The sequence below is a fragment of the Frankia sp. QA3 genome (assembly GCF_000262465.1).
Taxonomy (GTDB): Bacteria; Actinomycetota; Actinomycetes; order Frankiales; family Frankiaceae; genus Frankia.
In genome coordinates, this window is sequence record NZ_CM001489.1 from 4277851 (window position 1) to 4295368 (window position 17518).

Below are 17518 nucleotides of genomic sequence, written 5' to 3' on the forward strand. Positions count from 1 at the left end.
CGGCCCAGCCAGCGGCGGCGGTTCAGCCACCCGCGGCGACCCAGCCGCCGGCGGCACCGCCACCGAGCTCCGCCGCCGCCGAACCCGACGGCGCCCGCCATCCGCAACCGCGCTGACCGCCGGATCCCGGCGGAACGACGATCGGCGACATAGGGTCCGATATCCACTGCACAGTGTGCACGCTCATGCGCGCAGCGGCACACTGGCACGGAGCCCGGACAGGTGCGGCCGACCGCGACGGCGCCGGCCGGGGCTGACGGACCGTGAGATGATGATCGTAAGCAAGACGTCCGCGGTGTCGGCCATCTTAGTTCGGGGGGAATCTTGCGCCGCAAGCGGGAGACGGGCAGGGCGCGGGCGGTGACGCCCCCGCCCGCGCCGCCGCCCGACCAGGGCCCGTATCCGGCGCCGGGTCCCGCCGCGGTGCCGTCCCCACCCATCCCCGTCGAGGGGCCGGCGCCCCCCACGCCGGCGCCCCCCACGCCGGCGCCCCACCCGCCGCTGTCCCAGGACCCGCTGCCGCACGCCTCACTGGCCGCCGCGACCGGGCTGGCGAGCGCCGGCGTGGCAGGGTCGGGGAATGCGCCCGGCGCGCCATCCCCGGCGCCGGGCGGCGCCCACGCCGAGCCACGCGGCCCGGTAAACCACCCGGCCACAGCCGGTCGCCCGACCACCGGCGGAAGCGCGGCCGCAGGCGGGAGCGCGGTTACAGGCGGGAGCGCGGTTACAGGCGGGAGCGCGGTTACAGGCAGGGGCCCGATCACACCGGCGACCGGTGGCGATACAGCGGGCGGGGCGGGACCGGGCGGGGTGGGACCGGGCGGGGTGGGACCGGTCGCGCCGCTCGACCGCGACGACCCGCGGGAGCTCGTCCACGTCGAGCTGCTGGGCCGGCTCGGCGAGGGTGGGATGGGCACCGTCTACCTCGGGCGGGGCCGTCCCGATGTGACCGGGTACGCGGGCCGGCTCGTCGCGGTCAAGGTCATCCGACCGGATCTGGCCCGGGTGCCCGAGTTCCGGGCCCGGTTCAGGCGCGAGGCGGACATCGCCCGCCGGGTGGCCCGGTTCTGCACCGCCGAGGTGCTCGACGTCGTCGACCCACCGGACGGGCTGCCCTACCTCGTCACCGAGTACATCGACGGGCTGACCCTCGCCCAGAGCGTGTCCGCGGAGGGCCCGCTGCGTTCGGCCGACCTGGAACGCCTCGCGGTGAGCGTCGCGGCGGCGCTGACGTCGATCCACGGCGCGGGTCTCGTGCACCGCGATCTCAAACCGTCCAACGTGCTGCTGTCCTCCCTCGGCCCGCGGGTGATCGACTTCGGGATCGCACGGGCGCTGGATGCCCAGACGATGCTGAGCCAGGAGATCCAGCGGGTCGGCACCCCGGCGTTCATGGCGCCGGAGCAGGCCAACGGCGAACCCGTCACGGCGGCGGCGGACGTGTTCGCCTGGGGCGGGTTGGTCACCTACGCGGGCACCGGGTCGTTCCCCTTCGGCGACGGCCCGACGCCGGTTCAGCTCTACCGGGTCGTGCACCGCGAGCCGCTGCTCGACGGCCTCGACCCGGCGCTGCGCCCGATCGTCGAGGAGGCCATGCGCAAGGATCCGGCCGCCCGGCCGACCGCGCAGGATCTGTTCCTGCGCCTGGTGGGGATGGGACCCTCGACCCATCCCGATCCGGACGTGACCCGCGTCATCCGCTCCGCGGCGCCGGTCCTGGCTCCGCCCCAGCGCATCGGGGCGGAGGGCGACGGGCCGCCGCCCGGCGCCGGGCCGACCGGGTGGTCGCAGGTGCGGCCTCGACCTGCCGATCCGGCCCGACCCGAGACCTCCCCCGATCGGTCCGACGGCGAGGCGGCCCGGGGCCGGCGGGGTGGCCCCGCCGGCACAGGCCCCGATCTCGGCGCCGGACGGGCATTGCCACTGCCGGGCGACCGAAACCAGGCGTCGCTCGGCGGCGGGCCCGGTCCCGCCGCCCCGGCGACAGACGACCTGGCGGTCGGAAGTGCGACGGCGGACGACCCCGCGGCCCGGGGCCGACACCACGGCCGGTGGGACCGGCGGCGCATCGCGCTGCTCGCCGCGCCCATCCTCGCGGTGCTGCTCATCGCGGCGTTGGTGCCGCTGGCGCTGACCACCGGTGCCAGCCAGCGGCCGAGCCGGGAGGAGACGGCGGCGCGGGTGGCGCTGGCCGCCGAGGCCGTGCGCAACTCCGACGCGGACCTCGCCGCCCGGCTGTCGCTGGCCGCCTACCGCCTCAGCCCGGCACGTGAGGCCCGCGCCGCGCTGCGCACCTCCTTCGCCGCAGCGACGGCCAGCGTGCTCGAGGGGCACACCGAGTCCGCCCTCGGCGTCGACATCAGCCCGAACGGGCGGCTGCTCGCCTCGGCCGGCGCGGACAACCTCGTCCAGCTGTGGGACATCTCCGACCGGACCCATCCGGTGAAGCTGTCGACCCTGACCCGGCACACCTCCTGGACTCTCGATGCCGCGTTCAGCCCGGACGGACGGACGCTGGCGACGGTCAGCTACGACCGATCGGCGATCCTCTGGGACATCAGCGACCCCCGCCATCCCGCCGAGCTCTCCGTCATCCTCGGGCACAACGGCTGGGTCCTCGACGCCGCGTTCAGCCCGGACGGACGGACGCTGGCCACGTCCGGCTACGACAACACCGCCCGGCTGTGGGACATCACGGATCGGCGCCATCCCACCGAGCTGTCCGTGCTCGACCGCCATACGAGCTGGGTCAACGAGGTCGCCTTCAGCCCCGACGGCCGCCTGCTGGCCACCGCGAGCGCCGACCGGACCGCCCGGCTGTGGGACATCACCGCTCCGCGCCGGCCGCGGCCGCTGGCCGCGATCACCGCGCACACCGACTACGTGTGGGCGGTGGCGTTCAGCCCCGACGGGCGGCGATTGGCCACCGGCGCCTACGACGGCACGGCCCGTATCTGGGACATCGCCGACCCGTCGCGCCCGGCGGCCACCGCCTCCTTCCCCGCCGACGAGAAGTGGGTGTTCGACCTGGCCTTCAGCCCGGACGGGAAGACGCTGGCCACCGCCGGCTGGGACACCACCGTGCACCTGTGGGACGTCTCCGGCACCGGCCGGCCGGCGTCGGTCGGCACGATCAGCGGGCACGGCGACTGGATCCAGGCCCTCGCGTGGACACCGGACGGCAATGGCATCGCCACCGCCAGCGACGACTACACCGTGCGAATCAGCCGTATCGATGACGCCAGCCTCACCGCCGCCGCCTGCGCCGACCCGTCGAAGCAGATCAACGACGCCGAATGGCAGCGGCACATCGCCGACGTCCCCTATCAGCCGGTCTGCTGACCGAGCCGGTCTGCTAACCGCGGGGCCGGTCGTCGGGACCGGGTGTGGCCGAGGACGTTCACGACGTTGCCGTCCGGATCCCGGACGAAGAACCGGCGCACCCCCCACGGCTCGTCGGTCAGCGGGTGGACGATGCCGGCACCCGCGGCGAGAGCCGCGGCGTGGGCGGCGTCGACGTCGTCGACCTCGACCGAGACGGCCGGGACGGCCGGCGCGGTGAGGTCGTGCGTCAGCAGGGTGAGCTGCGGGCCGGGCCGGTCGGGATCGCTCAACGTCACGACCCAGCCGTGGTCCATGATCGGCTCAAGCCCGAGGACGGCCGCGTAGAAGCACCGGGCGGCCGGCAGGGAGCGGGACGGCAGGTCGGCGACGATCCGGAGAACAGCCATGATCCACCTCAGGGGAGGGTAGCGACACGGGCGGTCTCATGATGGCAGCGCTCCGTGGCGGTGGCTTGGAAAAATCCGTCAGGCCCGCGCCACTCGGGCGGCGTCCTTCGGCAGGGCGGCATGGTGGGGGCCATCAGCGTGGTTCGGCAGGTAGTGCCCCGGACGCATCCCGGCGAGCGCGGTGAACTCGTGGATCAGATGCGACTGGTCGTAGTAGCCGCACGCCGCCGCGATGGCCGCCCAGTCCGATCCGACCGCCCTGCCCGTGTCCGGGCCGGCCCCGACCGTCGTGAGCACCCGCTGGAACCGGGCGACCCGCTGGTGGACCTTCGGGGTGAGGCCCAGCTCCCGTCGCAGCAACCGCGTCAACGTCGACGTACTCACGCCCAGGCTGTCGGCGACGGCGGTCACCCGCATCCCCCGGCCCAGGCGGCCCGCGGCCCGGGCGGCCAGCGCGATCGCGGCCGGATCGAGGTGGGCGCGGCCCCGGTGGCGCAGCACCTGCGCGACGTGATCGGCCACCTCGGCCGGACCGGGCAGGGCGAGCAGCCGCTCGCGCAGCAGCCGTCCCTCTGTGCCCCACACCTCGCCCAGGTCGATCAGGGGCACCGCCGCTGCCTGCGGGCAGGCGCCACCGGCGATCACCCCTCCCGCCGCCGGCCGCAGGCTGATCCCGAACACCCGCCGCCGCTCGGACCGATCGAGCAGGACCGGCAGGGCCAACGCCCCGGCGAGCGCGGCTCCGCCGGCGGCGAACCGGCCGCCGCCGGAGCCGTCCCGGGCCGTGAAACGGTCCCGATCAAGGTTGACGACGAGCTGGAACGACCCGCCGGGCAGCTTCGCCTCCCAGCCGTCCCCCACCGGCACGTGCGCGTACCAGAACGCCTGCACCGTCTCCCGCAGATCGGCCGGGACGGCGATCCGCGTCCAGGACCGGTGGGCTGGCCAGCACACCGGGGCCGTCCCGGATCGGGGAGCCGTCCTCGGTCGACGGGGGGCGATCGTCGATCGGGGGGCGATCGTCTGTCGAGGGTCCGTGGTCGGTGGAGGATCCATGGTCCTACCCGTGCGGGGGGGCGTCCGGATCGTTCGGGCCACCCCGCGACGGGGCACCCGGCCGACGGCGCAGGACGGGCAGGGCCGTGCGGCCGGCGCCGGTGTCGGCGATCCGGGTCTGCACCCGCGCCAGCCGTTCCTGCCCGGTCGGGCTCAGCCGGGACCGCAGTGCCGAGCCCGCGATCCGGGCGACCTGCACGAGCTTCGGCTCGTCGGCGGCCGCAGGGTGACCGTGGACGGCGCGCTCGGCGTCCACGGTCTCGCGCCGATGCAGCTCGGCGAGTTCCTGCTCAAGCTGGCCGATGCGGTGCAGGTGCTCCAGTTCGGCGGCGGCGAGCCGGCTGCGCTCGTCGTCGAGCCGCGACCACTCGCGCTGCCGCGCCCGGGCCACCGTCGCCGCCGCGTCCTGCAACCGCAGCACGTGCAGGTACAGGTCGACGCGGTTGCGCTCCATCCGGGACAGCAGGCGGTTGGAGACCCACGGCGTCAACAGATCGGCGATCCGGCGCGCCCCCGGCGCCCGGCGGTCGACGATCACGCCCAGGCCGAAGATTGGCGCGACGGTGAAGAACCGCAGGTCGGAGTGCTCAGCGACGAAGTCCTCGATCGCTGTGCGCACCCCGTTGCGCGGCCCGCCCTCGGTCAGCGCCCAGGCGAACGCCCCCATCCCGCGAAAACCGCCGCGGACCACCCCGGGATCGTCGATCTCGACGCCGACGTCCCACGAGTACGGCTGGCGGGCGTCCGCGGGCACCCGGTCCGGGCTGTAGTACTGGTCGCGCCGCCCCGCCGGCCAACCCACATCGTGCAGGACCACCAGCGGGAAGTACGAGCGGCTGAACCGGGCGACCGCATCGGCGATCGCCGTGAGCTCGCCGTGCACGGTGGCGTAGTTGTGATCTCCATCGATGAGGTAGGCGTCGGTCGGCGCGTGGCCGTCGAGCGCCTGTGGGCTGTATCCGCGGATGACCTGCACGTCGAGCCCGCCGCCGGAGGCCGGCGCCACGCCCGGGTCCGGGTCGACGACGACCAGCCGACCGCCGCCGCCGCGACGAAGCAGGTCGACGAGCAGGGAGGTGGTGACCCCGCTCTCCGAGCCGATCTCCGCCACGCTGCGCGCACCGGACGCCTCGATCAACGGCACCCAGATCTCCCGCAGGTCGGACAGGGAGTGCAGCAGCAACGGCGCCAGCGTCGGCTCGGCGGCGTCCCCCACGTCGAGGGCGTGATCGTCCTGGCGGACGAGGTCGAACCCGGACCCCGGCCCGCCGAGGTCGATCCCCGATCCGTCGCGCCCGGCGCGATCGGGCCCGGCAGGATCGGGCCTGGCAGGATCGTTATCGGCGGGATCGCTACCGGTGGCGATGGCCGCGAGCTCGGCGAAGCTGTCCCGGACGGCGCCGTGCTCCTCCGGGTCGACCGACCGGGCCGAAGCCGCGGGACCGGTGCCGGTCCTGGCGACGGCGTGCGCCGCCACGTCGGTCACCGCCGGGAACGCGGCCGGGGACACCGCCGACGGGGATGGGGCGGGCGGGCGGGACGGGCCGCCGCGAACCTCGAACGGGCCCCGCGCCGCGGGCTCGCCCGGCTCGGCGCCCTCGCCCCGGGCTCCCGGGGCGTCGGCACCGTCCACCGGCCCGGTCGCGGCGGGTTCGGGGTCCCGTTGGTCGGTCACCGCAGTCCTCCGAGCTCGCGCCGGATCTTGCGGGCCGCCCGGACGGGGAGCCCGTCACGGCCCGGGCCGGCCATGGGCAGGATCAGCGGATCGCCTCGAATGCCCATCCAGCCGAAGGCCATCTCGACGTCGAGAGCGTAGACCCCGGCGAGATGCGGCTGGGAGGCCAGATCGATCGTGTAGACGAGCTGGGGGTCGTCGCCGAGGATCTCCACCAGGTTCGGCTGGAGCAGCCGCAGGCCGACGAGGGCGAGCTGCTGGGCGGGGTCGTCCAGCGAGGTGATGGTCACCTTGTAGGGCTCGGCGATGTTGTTGATGTGGAACGACAGCGTCAGCCAGTCCAACCGGAGCAGCCCGCGCCGGCCGGCCGGGTCGATGCGGATGCGGCGGGCACCGACGGCCTGCGCGCTGAGCCGGACGAGCGACAGCCCGTCGCGCGCCGACCGGGTCAGCGCCGTCTCCTTCACCCCGTTGACGAAGTCGGCCCCGGTGTCCACGTAGACCTCGACGGGGCCGGCGGCGGCCTCCGGCGAGACCTCCTCGGGCGGGACGCCGGCGGCGGCGGCCAGCCCGCTGATGACGGCGAGCGGCCGGTTGGCGACGCCGGCGACGCCCGCGGGCCAGTAGAGCTCCCGCATGGAGATGCGGTCGATGTCGGCCGGGGTGAGGTAGGGCATCCGGCGCACGAGCTCCGGCGGCAGCAGCCCCTCGGAGGCGTCGGAGCCGAAGTTGTCGTCGTGGGCCCAGGAGCCGAACGCGGCGGCCTCGGCGGCGGTCGGCCGGGCGACGAAGCGGGTCAGCATGCGCAGGCCCGCGCGGCGCGCGCCGGCGGAGGCGAGCGACGGCATCGGGGTCTCCGAGCGCCGGTAGCGCAGCCATTCGCGCTGGAAGGCGAGGATGCCGTCCTGCACGGCGGCGCGCTGGGCGACCTGGGTGCGCGAGGTCCGGTCGATGCTGAGCACCGGGTTGCTCATCTCGTCGAACGAGACCAGCGACCCCACGTCGGGCATGCAGAGCTGTTCGAGCACCTCGGGACTGCGCATGAGCTGGTTGGCCATCGTCTCCGGCTGCCCACCGGAGGCCACGTAGCCCTCCAGCTCCATACCGGCGAGCCGGTGGCTCATCGCCGCCTGGTTCGTCGCCAGGTACAGGCCGAGGATGTCCAGCTTGCGGCCGGTGGCGGCCAGCAGCCGGGTGAGCAGCGCCTGGATGGTGCCACCCCAGCCCAGGTCGAGGAAGACGACCCGACCGGTCTCCGGCAGCTGGCTGTCGAGGTAGCGCACGTAGCGTTCCCGCAGCCGGGTGGCGGTGAGCACGATCTCGCTGCGGATCCGCTCGTCCGAGCAGAGCGCCTCAAGGGTGTCGTCGAGCAGGCCCGGCACGTCGAGGCGCCGGTCGGCCAGCGCGGAGATGCCGGCGACGTTGTCCAGCCGGACGCCGAGCTGGCGCAGCAGCTGGCCGACGCTCGGCGCGTGCCGGCGGACCAGGAAGCTCCTCAGCTCCTCCGGGCTGCCCTCGAAGACGTTGGACAGGGCGCACACCTGCCGGGACGCCCACATGGTCGACACGGAGATGCCGACGTCCTCGCCCGGGTCGACGAGCAGGCGGGACAGGAAGTCCCCCTCCCGCATCAGGCAGTGGATGTGGTCGGCGCCGAAGTCGCGCGCCCGCTCCACCGCCCACTCGGCGAACCCGGCGAAGACCGGGCCGAAGACGGTGGCCCCGGTCTCCCAGTAGCGGCGCAGCCCGGCGGGCACGGCGAGGGCGTCCGCGCGGTGCAGCGTGCGGGCGCGCAGGGCGGTCATCCCGAAGTCGCCGTCGACCGGGTCGATCGGGGCGTCGTCGCTGGGCTGGTTGCGAAGTCCCTCCAGGTCGAGGGTGTGCCGCAGCGATCCGGCGTACTTGGGGTAATGGATGGCGACGAGCCCGTGCTCGCGGGCGCCCTCGACGTCGGCGACGGGATGGTCGCCGAGGTGGACCACCCGGGACGGCTGGAGACTGGACGCGGCCAGCATGTGCCGGAACAGCCCGTCGCTTTTGGACGTCCCGGCATCGGAGGAGGTGAAGATCCGGGTGAACTGCACCCCCGAGAGCTCCGGCCGGTTCAGCAGCCGTTCGAGCTGGCTGGCGGAGAAGTAGGTGTCCGACAGCAGGTACACCGGCAGGCCGAGCTTGGTCATGGCGAGCTCGGCGAGCTCGACCACGGCGAGATCGGCCCGGCACAGCTCCCGCTCGACCGCGACCTCGGCGTCGATCAGGTCCTGCACCCCGGCGGTGCCCGGCAGCGCGGGGGCGAGCACCTGCCAGATCTCGTCCAGGCGCACCTCATGGGTGCCGCGCGCGTCATGGGCATGCATCCGCGCCACATGCTCGCCGTGGACGCGCAGCCGGGCGAACTCCCCCGGCGAGACGCTGGGCGGCAGGTGGCCGGCGTCGGCGAGCCGGTGGCCCAACAGCACGAACGCGTGGGTGGGTTCGGGCACCATGCGCCACAACAAGGTGTCGAAGACATCGAGAGTCAGGGCCTGTGCCCCGCCCGACTCCAGATGCGACCACACTTCGCGTAGTCGGACGTCGGTGAACACGGCCGTCCTCTCCATGCGACCGAAACGGCCGCTCCATGCGACCGGTACGGCCGCCTCCGCCGGGTCGGCCCCGACGGCCGCCAAACGTCGGGAATCCCCCACGCGGCATCGGCCGGCCGAAGCCAGATGGACGGGTCGATACTATGAACCCCGTTCCGGACACCGGCCACCGGACCGGGTGGCGGCGCCGGCCAGGTCCGGGCACGGTACCGTCACGATTCCGCCGAGAAGCGGGCCGGTTCGCCATCGCGCGCCATCGGCCATTCATCCGCGATCGGGACAACACCCTCGGTGGGCGCAGTGTCCGGCGGGTGTGTCCCGGCGTGGCCCCGGCCGGGGGTGCGCCGAGCCGGCGACGGTTCTCGGTACTGTCGGATCTCTGTCGTGTCGAGTGAGGAGCGGACAGGTGCAGCTCCAACCACGCCGTGCCGGGGACCGGCGGCCTGACCTCCGGGGGACGGGGAGGGCCGGCCGTGTCACATCTGGCTGACGCTCCGCTGCCGGCTGGTACTCCGACGGCCCCGTCCCCGCAGCAGGTGGGCCCCGGCCCGGGGCAGCACGCGATGGACCCGAGCCGGCTGGCCCGCCGCAGCCGGGCGCAGACGAGGGTGCGCTGGGAACTGCTGCGCAATCTCGTCCGCAAGGATCTGAAGGTCAAGTACAAGGGTTCCACGCTGGGCTTCGCCTGGTCGCTGGCGAACCCGATGCTCCTGCTCGTGGTCTACACGTTCGTCTTCCAGATCGTCCTCAAGTCGGGAATTCACCGGTTCGGCATTTACCTGATGTCCGGGCTGCTGGTCTGGAACGCCTTCTCGGGCAGCGTGTCCTCGGCGTGCGGCAGCGTCGTCGCGAACGCGAACCTGGTCAAGAAGGTGCGCTTCCCGCTTGCCGTGCTCCCGCTGTCGGCGGTCGGGTTCGCCGCCGTGCACTTCCTGCTCCAGCTGCTCGTGCTTTTCGTGGTGATCCTGATTCTCGGCTACAACCTGTTCGGCGCCGACCTGCTGCTGCTCGTGCCCGCGGGCGCCGTCGCCATCACGTTCACGGTGGCGCTATCCCTGCTGGTCAGCGCGCTGAACGTGCGCTACCGCGACACCTCCCACCTGCTCGACGTCGCCCTGCTCGCCTGGTTCTGGCTGAACCCGATGGTCTACGCCTTCGGCCTCATCCAGACCCAGCTGCACGAATGGACGTGGGTGTACCTGCTCAACCCGATGGCGGTGGTGGTCATCACGTTCCAACGCGCGATCTACGATCCTGGGGGTGGCTCCACCGGCTCGACCCCCGTCCTGGCGGACCCGGGTTACACGTTCTACCTGGAACATCTCGCCGTCGCAGGGGTGATCTCGCTGGTCCTGCTCTGGGTGGGGCTCCACGTGTTCCGCACCATGCAGGCGGACTTCGCCGAGGATCTGTAGGTGGGCTCCCGGCGGCCCGGCGACGTCGTCGTCCGCCGCCGCGAGCCCTGGAGCCAGCACGCCGACCGCGGTGCGATCATGGTGAGACGTCCGCCGGCGGCCAGCAAGGAGTTGTAGTGGCCCGACACTCGTCCGCGTACCAGCGCGGTGCGGCCTCCCCGCCGTGGGGGCGGCGTTCCGCGGCCCCGCGCGGCCCGGTCGACGGCGCCGCGCCGGCCGGCCCTGCCGCCCCGGCCGCGCTCGACCCCGCCACGCCGGCCGCGCCGTCCTACCCCGGCGCCGCGCCGCCGCCGCCGGGCCCGCTGGACGCCTGGGGCATGCCCGGCGCGAACGGCGCGGCGCCGGCCGGCGTGCCCGGCGTGCCCGGCGCGGTCGATCCCGTCGGCGCGCCCGGGCAGGTCGGCGACGGCGGGCCGGCCCCCGGCTCGGCGGTGGTGATCCAGGGGACCGGGGTGAGCAAGCGGTTCGTCTCGTACCACAACCGCGCGACGAGCCTGAAGGAACGATTCGTCCGCCGCGGTGGCCCCGCCGGGGACGACTTCTGGGCGCTGCGCGACGTCGACGTGACGATCGGGCGCGGCCAGACGGTGGGGCTCGCCGGCGCGAACGGCTCGGGGAAGTCGACGCTGCTCAAGGTGCTCGCCGGCATCCTGCGCCCGACCAGCGGGGAGGTCTCGGTGCAGGGCCGGATCGCGTCGCTGCTGGAGCTCGGCGCCGGGTTCAACGGCGAGCTGTCCGGACGGGACAACGTCTACCTCAACGCCTCGCTGCTCGGGCTGTCCAAGCGGGAGATCGACCGGCTGTTCGACTCGATCGTCGACTTCTCCGAGTTGCGACACAAGATCGACGACGACGTGAAGCACTACTCGTCCGGCCAGTACGTGCGCCTCGGCTTCGCCGTGGCCGTGCACGTCGATCCGGATGTGCTGCTCGTCGATGAGGTGCTCGCCGTCGGTGACGAGGCGTTCCAGCGCAAGTGCCTGGCCAAGATCGCCGAGTTCCGGGCGCAGGGACGCACGATCCTGTTCGTCACGCACTCCCTCGACCTCATCGAGAACATGTGCGACCGGATCCTGGTCCTGGAGTCCGGCTCGCTGATCTACGACGGCAACCCCGCCGTGGGCACGAAGCTGCTGCGGCAGAAGCTGGGCAGCCTGCCGGCCGAGGGGCCGGTGTCGTGGGAGTACGCCACCGTCCGTCCCCAGTCGGTGGCCTTCAGCCCCGATCCCGGTGGGCTGCCGATGGTGCAGTACGACCCGGGCGAGCGGCTCACGGTCAGCGTCGAGCTCGACGTCACCGAGGGCGCACCGGAGCAGATCTACCTGCACACCTACATCGTCGGGCAGAGCGAGGTGCCCATCTGGATGATGGAGACGCCCCCCGGCGGGCTCGCCGTCGGCCCCGGCCGGCACATCGTGGACTTCTCCGTCCCGCACCTGCCCGAACTGCTCGGGGCTTTCGCCGTCAAGGTGCACGTCTCGGACGCCACCACCGGCGCCCCGGTGACGACCCGCCGCTTCGAGGAGCTGTTCGGCGTCAGCGGCCCGCAGGCGGACGGACTTCTCAAGGTCGACTACGAGGCGAGGCTGCGCGGATGACGGAACGGACGCCGGAGCACACCCGGACGACGGCCCAGGCCCAGACACCGGAGCAGGCCCAGACACCGGAGCAGGCCCGGACACCGGAGCAGGCCCGGACCACCGCCGGGCCGGGCGGCGGCGTGTCCGCGCAGCCGCTGGCGACCATCGTGATCGTCAACTGGAACGGGGCGCACCTGCTGCCGGCCTGCCTCGACGGCATCGCCAAGCAGGATGCCGGCTTCGCGTTCCAGACCTGGGTCGTCGACAACGCCTCCGCGGACGGCTCCCGGGAGCTGCTCGCCGAGCGGTACCCGTGGGTGCGGGTCGTGCCATCGGAGCGCAACCTCGGCTTCGCCGGCGGCAACAACCTCGCCCTGCGCCAGGTCACCACGCCGTACGCGGTGCTGGTGAACAACGACGCCATCCCCGAACCGACGTGGCTCGCGGCCCTGCTGGCGCCGTTCGGCGAGCCCGGCGGCCAGCGCCTCGGCGCCATCACCGGCAAGGTCGTGTTCCTGCCCCGGTTCCTGCGGATGCGGCTGAGCACGCCCACCTTCGTGCCGGGCCCGCACGACTCCCGCGAGCTGGGCGTGCGGGTGTCGTCGGTGACGGTGGACGGGCACGAGGCGCTGCGCGAGGTGCTCTGGGAGAAGCTGACCTACGGCGCCGAGGGACCGGCGAAGGCCCCGTACTTCTGGACCCGCGGCGACGGCGAGCTGTGCGTGCCGATCCCGGACGGTGGGCCGGTCACCCTCGGGTTCACCTGGGCGGCGGAGTCACGCAAGCAGGTCACCCTGAGCTGGGACGGCCCGACCGGTGCCACCGACGGCGGCCGGGCGGAGCTGGCCGTCGGCCCCGAGTCGACGACGGTGACGCTCACCGTCGGCGGGGAGGCGCCGCGCGTCGACGTGGTCAACAACGTCGGCGGGATCGTGCTGACCGACGGCTACGGCGCGGACCGCGGCTACCAGCAGGTCGACACCGGCCAGTTCGACCAGCCGGAGGACGTGTTCACCGCCTGCGGCAACGGGATGGCCATCCGGTCGTCGCTGGGCCACGAGCTCGGCTGGTTCGACGACGCGTTCTTCCTGTACTACGAGGACACCGACCTGTCGTGGCGAATCCGGGCCCGCGGGTACACGATCCGCTACGTCCCGGGTGCGGTGCTGCGGCACATCCACTCGGCGTCGAGCGTCGAGTGGTCGCCGCTGTTCGTCTTCCACACCGACCGCAACCGGTTGCTGATGCTCACCAAGGACGCGACGGCGACGTTGGCGCTGTCCGCGGCGCTGCGCTACCCGGCGACGACCGCCTCCATCGCGGTGCGCACCCTGCGTCAGGCGTGGCGGGGCCGCAGCCGACCGGCGATCCGCCCGACGCTGCTGCGGCTGCGGGTGTGCGGCTCGTACCTGCGGCTACTGCCCGCGATGCTGCGGGCCCGCCGCGAGATCGGCCGCACGGCCGCCGAGCGGCGGGCGAGCCTGCAGAGCTGGCTGGTCCCCCGTTGAGCGGGGTCGCAGGCGGCGCCACGGACCCCGCCGCCACGGATGCCGCCGCCACGGATGCCGCCGCCACGGATGCCGCCGCGACGGCCACCGCGGCCGGGGGCCCCGGCGAGCAGCCGGCGCGGGGGGTTCGCGCCGCCGTCTACAACCGGTTCTGGCACTCGATGGGCGGCGGGGAACGCCACAACGGCATGATCGCCCAGGTGCTGGCGGCCGAGGGCGCGAGCGTCGACATCCTCGGGCACTCCGAGGTCGACCTCGACCGGCTCGGCAGCCATCTCGGCCTGGATCTCGCCGGCTGCCGCTACGTCCGGCTGCCGGACCGCGGCGAGGAGGCCATCGCGGCCCTGTCCGCGGGCTACGACCTGTTCGTCAACGGCTCGTACATGAGCCGCATCTCGCCGCAGTCCCCGCGGTCGGCGTACCTGTGCTTCTTCCCGACGCCCTTCGACCACGACATGGCGGCCTGGCGCAAGGCCGCGGTGCGCACCGCCGGCCCGCTGCTGCGCGGGGTGCGCCCGGCGGTCAGCTTCGGGCAGGGCTGGTACCCGCCGGAGGGCGGCCGCCGGCGGCAGTGGACCTGGACGAACGGGTCGGGCATCCTCGCCGTCAGTCCGGGTGAGCGGCGCACCCTGCGCGCCGACATCGGCCGCCCCGGCGCGCCCACCGGCACATCGCTGCGGGTCCTAGACGCGGGCGGCGGGGTGCTGGCCAAGCTGGAGATCGGCGCCGACTTCGCCCCGTTCGAGGTGCCGCTGCCGCCGACCACAGACGGCACCGAGCTCACCCTGGTCAGCGACGCGTTCTCGCCGGGTGACGCGGACGTGCGCGAACTCGGCGTCGCGGTGAGCCGGCCGCGGGTCACCGACGGCGACGAGGGACCGATCGCCCGCCTGCCGCTGCGCTTCCCCTGGCTGCTGCGCGACCCGGCGGACCTGGCCTACCTCGACGGCTACGACGTGGTCATGGCCAACTCCCAGTTCACCCAGGGCTGGATCCGACGGCTGTGGAAGCGCGACGCCGACGTGCTGTTCCCCCCGATCCAGGTGCAGCGGCTGCACCCGGCACCGGTCCGGGAGAAGGCCGTCGTCACCGTCGGGCGGTTCTTCGCGCCGGGCCTCGGGCACGCCAAGCGGCAGCTGGAGATGGTGCAGTGGTTCGGTGAGCTGTACCGCGCCGGCGACCTGCCGGGCTGGACGATGCACGTCGTCGGCGGCTGCGAGGACTCCCAGCTGCCCTACCTGGAGCAGGTCCGCGCCGCCGGGGCCGGGCTGCCGGTGCAGATCCACCCGAACGCGCCGCGGGCACAGGTCGAGCACCTGCTGTCGACCAGCTCGGTGTTCTGGTCGGCGACCGGCTACGGCGAGGACGACCGGCGCCGCCCCTGGACGGCGGAGCACTTCGGGATGACCACCGTCGAGGCGATGGCCGGCGGCTGCGTGCCCGTCGTCATCGACCGCGCCGGGCAGCGGGAGATCGTCCGGCACGGCGTCGACGGCTACCGGTGGACCGGACCGGAGCAGGTCGCCTCGTTCACCCGCCGGCTGGCCGCCGAGGACGGCCTGCGCGGCCGGCTCGCCGCCGCGGCGATCGAGCGGGCCCAGACCTTCTCGGACGACGCGTTCGCCCACCAGTGGCGCGACATCGCCGACCGCCGCCGGCTCTACCAGGGCTGACCGGGACACGGGGGCGCGGCATCGCCATGACAGCGGCAGGAGCCACCGGATGAGGATCGTGCTCGACGGCACGCCGCTGCTCGGGCGGCGCACCGGCGTCGGCCGCTACACCGAGCACCTGCTGGCCGGCCTCGCCCGGCTCGACACCTCCTGGGAGCTGGCGGCGACGGCGTTCACCTGGCGGGGGCTGGACGAGCTCGCCGGGAGCCTGCCGGCGGGGGTGCGCCCGGCGGCCCGCCGGGCGCCGGCGAGACTGTTGCAGGACGCCTGGGTCCGCGGCGATCGGCCCCCCGTCGAATGGCTCACCGGCGCCGCGGACGTCGTGCACGGGACGAACTTCGTGCTCCCGCCGCTGCGCCGGGCCCGCGGCGTGCTCACCGTCCACGACCTGTCCTACCTGCGGACCCCGGACACGGTCACGGCGGCCTCGGCCCGTTACAGCGATCTGGTCCCCCGCGGGCTGCGCCGCGCCGCGGCCGTGCTGACCCCCAGCCGGGCCGTCGCCGAGGAGGTCGTCACCGCCTACCGGCTCGACCCGGCGCTGGTCACCCCCACCCCACTCGGCGTCGACGACGCCTGGTTCACCACCCCGGCGCCGACGGCCGCCTGGCTGCGTGCGCACGACCTGCCCGAGCGGTACCTGCTCTTCGTCGGCTCCGTCGAACCGCGCAAGAACCTGCCGGTGCTGCTGGAGGCGGTCCGCCGGCTGCACGCGGCGAGGCTCGGCGCCCCTCCGCTGGTCCTCGTGGGACCGCCGGGGTGGGGGCCGACCCTCGACCTCGCCGGGCTGCCCGCCGGCAGCGTGATCACCGCCGGCTACCTCGACGCCGAGCAGCTTCGGGCGACGGTCGCGGGCGCCAGCGTGCTGTGTTTCCCCTCGCGCTACGAGGGTTTCGGCCTACCGCCCCTGGAAGCGCTCGCCGCCGGCACCCCGGTCGTCGCCGCCGACATCCCGACCGTCCGGGAGGTCACCGGAGCCCTGCTCGATCCCGTCGGCAGCCCGGTGCGGCTGGTCCGCCAGGCCGACCGGGACTCGTTCGCCGACGACTTCGCCGAGGCGATCCTCGCCCTGCTCGCCTCTCCCGGCGACGCCGAGGCGGGCCGCGCCCACGCCCGTACCTTCACCTGGCGGCGCACCGCGGAGCTGACGGCAGGCGTCTACCGCCGGGTCGCCGAGCTTCCATAGGGCGACGGCAAGCAGCGCCCCACCGAGGACCGCGCAGCCCACCAGGACCGACAGGCCGACCCGCGGCGAGCCGGGCCCGGCGAGCGCCCACGCGGCGCGCAGCCGGTCGGGCAGGGCGAGCGGCGCGAGGGCGGGCCGCTTCCAGGCCAGCTCCCGTCCGACGAGCACCAGCGTGCAGGCGGCCATCGCCGCGACGACGGCCACGGTCGGCAGCCCGCGCCGGCCCAGCGGCAGGGATCGGCAGGATGCGGCGACGCCGATCGCGAGCACCGGCGCCATCGGCAGCAGGTAACGGGTGAACGACGCCCCGCCGGCGGCCACGTAGCCCACCAGGGTGGCGACGACGAGCAGGCAGTGCACGGCCAGCAGGGGCCATCCGACGGCCGCGCCGCCGTTCCTCGGGCCCGACGCAGGTCCCGGTCCCCTCCCGCGGACCCACCCGCCCACCTGCGCCTGCGCCGTGGCGGCCGCTGCGGGCACGGGACCGGCATCCGCACCGGGTCCGCGGACACCCACGGCGGACAGGCGCCGGGCGCACGCGCGCAGGCCCGCCACGACCAGACCGGCACCGGTGACCACGGCGACGCCGACGGCGACCTGCTCGGCGTGCCCAGTGACGAGCGTGGGTCGGCCGAAGAACCCGCGGTAGACGTACCACCACAGATCGCCGTCGCGCAGCACCTGCCAGATCGACGGGCGTGCCCCGCCGAGCGGGAACATGTCCGCGATCCGCCCGGAGGCGGTGGGATCGCCGTAGCGGCGCAGGTTACGCAGGTAGAACCAGCCGACGGCGCCGACGGTGAGGGCGAGCAGCGCACCGGCGGCGGCCAGGCCCCGGCCGGCCCGGCGGGCCCGGCTTCCCGTCGTGTGCAGCGCGACGGCGGCGGCGACGGCGGGCACCACGGCGGCGAGAGCCACCGCGCCGCTCGCCCGGCTGGCCGCCGCGGCCGGCCCGAGCACCGCGAGACCCGCAAGGATCCGCGGCCGCGGCCCGCCGCGAGCGAGGGCGACGGTCACCGCGAGCAGCCCGGTCACCGTCGCCATCGCCAGGGCGTCGTTGTAGATCTGCCCGGAGGTGACGACGATCAGCCCGACGGCCCCGATGATCG

General features: G+C 74.3%; 10 protein-coding genes. 6 read left to right on the forward strand and 4 right to left on the reverse strand.

Translation table 11 applies throughout. The annotated features are described in order from the left end of the window. Positions 1-825 precede the first annotated feature (825 nt). Positions 826-3342: a WD40 repeat domain-containing serine/threonine protein kinase gene (locus tag FRAQA3DRAFT_RS17485; RefSeq protein ID WP_009740374.1), complete on the forward strand. Its 2517-nt coding sequence runs from the start codon at positions 826-828 to the stop codon at positions 3340-3342. Here FRAQA3DRAFT_RS17485 and FRAQA3DRAFT_RS17490 read toward each other — a convergent pair. From FRAQA3DRAFT_RS17490 to FRAQA3DRAFT_RS17505, 4 genes are all read right to left on the reverse strand, one after another. Next, complete coding sequence (locus tag FRAQA3DRAFT_RS17490; RefSeq protein ID WP_009740375.1) at positions 3327-3731, reverse strand: VOC family protein; 405 nt, start codon at positions 3729-3731, stop codon at positions 3327-3329. The genes FRAQA3DRAFT_RS17485 and FRAQA3DRAFT_RS17490 overlap by 16 nt on opposite strands. A 78-nt stretch (positions 3732-3809) precedes the next feature. Then, positions 3810-4685 carry a helix-turn-helix domain-containing protein gene (locus FRAQA3DRAFT_RS17495; protein WP_009740376.1) on the reverse strand — a complete coding sequence of 292 codons (876 nt, stop codon included), beginning with the start codon at positions 4683-4685 and terminating at the stop codon, positions 3810-3812. Positions 4686-4791: 106 nt separating this feature from the next. Further along, positions 4792-6462 carry a class I SAM-dependent methyltransferase gene (locus FRAQA3DRAFT_RS31630; RefSeq protein WP_009740377.1) on the reverse strand — a complete coding sequence of 557 codons (1671 nt, stop codon included), beginning with the start codon at positions 6460-6462 and terminating at the stop codon, positions 4792-4794. Continuing rightward, positions 6459-9047: an HAD-IA family hydrolase gene (locus tag FRAQA3DRAFT_RS17505; RefSeq protein WP_009740378.1), complete on the reverse strand. Its 2589-nt coding sequence runs from the start codon at positions 9045-9047 to the stop codon at positions 6459-6461. The genes FRAQA3DRAFT_RS31630 and FRAQA3DRAFT_RS17505 overlap by 4 nt, the downstream gene beginning before the upstream one ends. A 473-nt stretch (positions 9048-9520) precedes the next feature. On the opposite strand from FRAQA3DRAFT_RS17505, the gene FRAQA3DRAFT_RS17510 reads away from it, so the two are divergent. The 5 genes from FRAQA3DRAFT_RS17510 (at position 9521) to FRAQA3DRAFT_RS33275 (ending at position 16409) form a co-directional block, all read left to right on the forward strand. Beyond that, positions 9521-10462 (forward strand): ABC transporter permease, encoded by a 942-nt coding sequence (locus tag FRAQA3DRAFT_RS17510; RefSeq protein WP_009740379.1) that lies wholly within the window; start codon positions 9521-9523, stop codon positions 10460-10462. A gap of 116 nt (positions 10463-10578) precedes the next feature. Further along, positions 10579-12060, forward strand: a complete 1482-nt coding sequence (locus FRAQA3DRAFT_RS17515; RefSeq protein ID WP_009740380.1) for an ABC transporter ATP-binding protein — start codon at positions 10579-10581, stop codon at positions 12058-12060. After that, positions 12057-13550 carry a glycosyltransferase family 2 protein gene (locus FRAQA3DRAFT_RS17520; protein ID WP_009740381.1) on the forward strand — a complete coding sequence of 498 codons (1494 nt, stop codon included), beginning with the start codon at positions 12057-12059 and terminating at the stop codon, positions 13548-13550. The genes FRAQA3DRAFT_RS17515 and FRAQA3DRAFT_RS17520 overlap by 4 nt, the downstream gene beginning before the upstream one ends. Next, positions 13547-15223 (forward strand): glycosyltransferase, encoded by a 1677-nt coding sequence (locus tag FRAQA3DRAFT_RS17525; protein WP_009740382.1) that lies wholly within the window; start codon positions 13547-13549, stop codon positions 15221-15223. Before FRAQA3DRAFT_RS17520 ends, FRAQA3DRAFT_RS17525 begins: the two co-directional genes overlap by 4 nt. Before the next feature lie 49 nt (positions 15224-15272). Beyond that, entirely contained in the window at positions 15273-16409 is a 1137-nt protein-coding gene (locus FRAQA3DRAFT_RS33275) for a glycosyltransferase family 1 protein (RefSeq protein WP_009740383.1), read from the forward strand. Positions 16410-17518: the final 1109 nt, after the last annotated feature.